Source organism: Fluviicola sp. (genome assembly GCF_030151805.1).
In the GTDB taxonomy this organism is placed as follows: domain Bacteria; phylum Bacteroidota; class Bacteroidia; order Flavobacteriales_D; family Crocinitomicaceae; genus Fluviicola.
Map to the genome: position 1 here is coordinate 1 of NZ_JASLCN010000075.1, position 3,609 is coordinate 3,609.

Here is a 3,609-nt window from a genome sequence, read left to right on the forward strand (position 1 = left end):
AAATGAAGCCGGATCTGATTGTTTGTACCTTGCATTGGGGAACGGAATACCAATCGCTTCCGAATGATTATCAAAAGAATTGGGAGAAATTCTGTTATGAAAACGGTGCGGACATGGTAATCGGTGGCCACCCACATGTATTGCAACCGGTAGAAGTGAAAGAAGTTGGCGGAGAAAAGAAACTGACGGCCTGGTCGCTTGGGAATTTCGTTTCCAATCAGCGCGACCGGTACAAAGATGGCGGAATGATCCTGATGGCGGGAGTAGAGAAGAAAGCAGGAAAAACGGTTTTAGGGAATGTGGAACAGGTGTTTACCTGGGTTTATCCGCGCCAGGAAGCTGTTGTAAAACCGTTCTATATTTTGCCGGAGTTCAGTTATGCCAATTACCGGTCCGATTTCTTTGATGCGGATTCCAAAGCGAAGTATGATTTGTTTTTCGCTGATTCGCGAAGCTTGTTTAAAGAACATTCCAAAGGAACAAGCGAATATCCGTTGAATAAAGATGAGGTAATTACCAATTATTACGCAAAATTATTGAAAGGATATTATGCACAGGAATACCCGGTTGAAGTTTATAAAAACGCAGATGTTATTGAGCCCGGATTCAAAGCTTTGCTGCATAAGGTTCTTGGAGCTGATGGCGAATACCATTGGGTTGTGGGTTATTTTGAGACCGAATCGGAGGTGAAAAAAGCCCGTGTTCCCGAAGCGTTTATTGCTCAGCCTAAGTATGTGTTTATTTCACCCACAGAATATAAAGTCATTCCATGAAAACAGCACTGATCGTTGCAATGGACAACGAACGCGGAATCGGTAAAAACAACGATTTGATGTGGCATTTACCGGCCGATATGAAATTCTTTAAGGAAACGACAAGCGGACATATCGTGGTAACGGGCCGGAAGAATTATGATTCCATCCCGGAAAGATTCAGACCCTTGCCCAACCGGGAAAATGCAGTATTGACCCGGAATGCGGATTATGAAGCTCCCGGAGCATGGGTGTTTTCTTCTTTGGATGAATGCTTGAAACATTATAAAAACGAGACAGAAAGAACGGTTTTTATTATCGGAGGAGGACAGATTTACAAGGAAGCAATGGATTTCGGTATGATCGACAAGATGTTCATTACACATGTGGATCATGTTTATGGTGCGGAAACCTTTTTTCCCGCTTTTGATGAATCGGAATGGAATGTGGAAACGATTTTTGAGCAAGGGAAGGATGAAAAGCATGAGGTGAGTTTTGTGGTGAAAAAGTATACACGGATATAATTATCTCTTTTTTAATTTGCCAATTTGCCAAATGGCAAACCGGGAATTCAGGGTGTTTCAGAAGAAGTTAGATCTATTTTGAGGTAAATCTGCTTCTTTCTATTGTTGAATACTATTCTCATTTACTTAAGTTTTTTTGCTATTGGAATAGTGTTGTGCGACCAAAATTTTCCTATTTAATTTAAAATTGTACATTTGATCAAATAAGAACTAAGAAGTTGGTTTTGTATTTGACTGACGGCTTGATCTTAAATAGTTGTTACCTACTAAAACTTAGCTTATGAAAAAGATCTTAAATCATTCGTTGTTGTCGTTGTTTCTGTGCGCTTCAATCACTCATTTCTGCAATGCCCAATCAACTTTGGCAGTCAATTGCTATGATACGGAAACTCCTTTTAATTCTGTTTCCCTGGATGAACATGTTGTTGAATATGGACTTGTAACTCCTGAACCAGGATTTTACGTAGCAGTCTTCGATCAAAGTTCTTGCACAGCGTGGGGAACAAATTACAACGGTGCAAATCCGGATCATTCTTTCGGAAACTATAATGAAGCTAACGGGCGCCCAAGAGTGGAATATTATTTCTTCTTCAAGTATTCGGATTCAACTCAATTGGCAGGAATGTTGAATATGTTGCAGCAAATTCCAGCCGGACATGCGATTGTGATTTATACACCGATCAGTTACGATTACGCTGCGGTGAACGCAGTGAATTCGAATTTAACCCAGGAATTAAAGAATCGCTGGAATCCGGGGGTGATTGAAGGAAACCAGATCATGATTCTGTTTGGAGAACAAGGTTCTGCAAATTCGTATGTCGAGGAAACAACCCTGAGCGTACAGCAGGTTTCATTCAGTACAACGATTTGTGGACACTTAGCAGTTGATGAATCCCTTCTTTCAAGTAAACTTTTTGTGAAGAAAGCCGGGAGAACTTTTGAACTGAATCCTGAATTGGGAATTCAGGAGCTGGGCATTTTTGATGCAATGGGAAAACAAATCTCATTTACTCAAGCCGGAAATACGTTACAATTCAGTGAAAAGCTGAGTGAAGGAATTTACCTGTTCAGAGGTCGTGCAGGAGGAAAAATGTTTCAAAGCAAGCAATTGATTTCCTTCTAATTCTGTTTGCGGACTCAGAACTTGGTCTTTTTGTTCAAATCTCGGTGTTGTTAGTACTTGTGTTTTCCCTATAAAAAGGTGAACTTTGCACGTTATGATATTGTGTATTGCCGAAAAACCCTCCGTAGCCCGGGACATTGCAGAAGTGATTGGTGCCAAACAGCGCCATGACGGTTTCTACGAAGGAAACGGTTATTGGGTAACCTGGACTTTCGGGCATCTTTGTACACTCAAAGAACCGCACGATTATCACGAAAAATGGAAGTATTGGAAATTGGAAGACTTACCGATCATTCCTGAAAAATTCGGAATCAAACTCATCGACGATTCAGGAGTGCGGAAACAGTTCTCTGTTATTGAAAAACTGGTTTCAGCCTGTGATGAGGTGATTAACTGCGGCGATGCCGGGCAGGAAGGAGAATTGATCCAGCGTTGGGTACTTTCCAAAGCGAAATGCAAGGCTCCGATGAAACGTTTGTGGATTTCGTCCCTGACGGAAGAAGCTATCCGGGAAGGTTTCCAGGCTTTGAGAACCGGAGAACAATATCAGAATCTATACGCAGCAGGAAGTGCAAGAGCAATCGGTGATTGGCTTTTGGGAATGAATGCAACCCGTTTGTTTACGAAGAAGTTCGGACAGGGGAAAGCAACATTGTCGATAGGAAGGGTACAAACTCCGACTTTGGCGATGATCGTAACCCGGCAAAAAGAAATTGAAGCGTTTCGTTCAGATGAATACTGGGAATTGAAAACCCTGTATCGTGAAACGGAATTTTCGGCAACGATCGACCGGCTTCAATCACAGGAAAGAGCAGATAAAGGGTTAGCATATTTGCTGGAGCATCCTTTTGAGATTACTTCTTTCGAACAAAAAGAAGGGAAAGAGGGAAATCCGCGGTTGTTTGATTTGACTTCCCTGCAGGTTGAATCCAATAAGAAAATCGGAAACTCGGCAGAAGAAACCTTGAAGATCATTCAGAGTTTGTACGAGAAAAAATTGGTTACCTATCCAAGGGTTGATACGACTTATCTGAGCGAGGATTTACATCCGAAGATTGAAGGAATCATGAAAAGAATGACCCACTATTCGCGTTTCACGGAATCTGTACTTGCAAAACCAATTCCAAAACTCAAAACCGTTTTCGACGATAAGAAAGTAACGGATCACCATGCGATTATTCCTACGGGAGTTCAACCGAGTGGAATCAGC

The 3,609-nt window shown here is 41.7% G+C and carries 4 protein-coding genes; all 4 read left to right on the top strand.

The window, feature by feature from the left end:
* Positions 1-773: CapA family protein (locus tag Q1V93_RS03105; protein ID WP_300661304.1), on the top strand; the 773-nt coding region annotated here is incomplete at its 5' end.
* The gene (locus Q1V93_RS03110; RefSeq protein WP_300661307.1) at positions 770-1,276 is read left to right on the top strand and encodes a dihydrofolate reductase; all 507 of its coding nucleotides are present in this window, start codon (positions 770-772) and stop codon (positions 1,274-1,276) included. The genes Q1V93_RS03105 and Q1V93_RS03110, both read left to right, overlap by 4 nt.
* A 280-nt stretch (positions 1,277-1,556) precedes the next feature.
* The gene (locus Q1V93_RS03115; RefSeq protein WP_300661309.1) at positions 1,557-2,399 is read left to right on the top strand and encodes a hypothetical protein; all 843 of its coding nucleotides are present in this window, start codon (positions 1,557-1,559) and stop codon (positions 2,397-2,399) included.
* A 94-nt stretch (positions 2,400-2,493) separates the two neighbouring features.
* A partial coding sequence (locus Q1V93_RS03120) for a DNA topoisomerase (RefSeq protein WP_300661312.1) occupies positions 2,494-3,609 on the top strand: 1,116 nt, incomplete at its 3' end.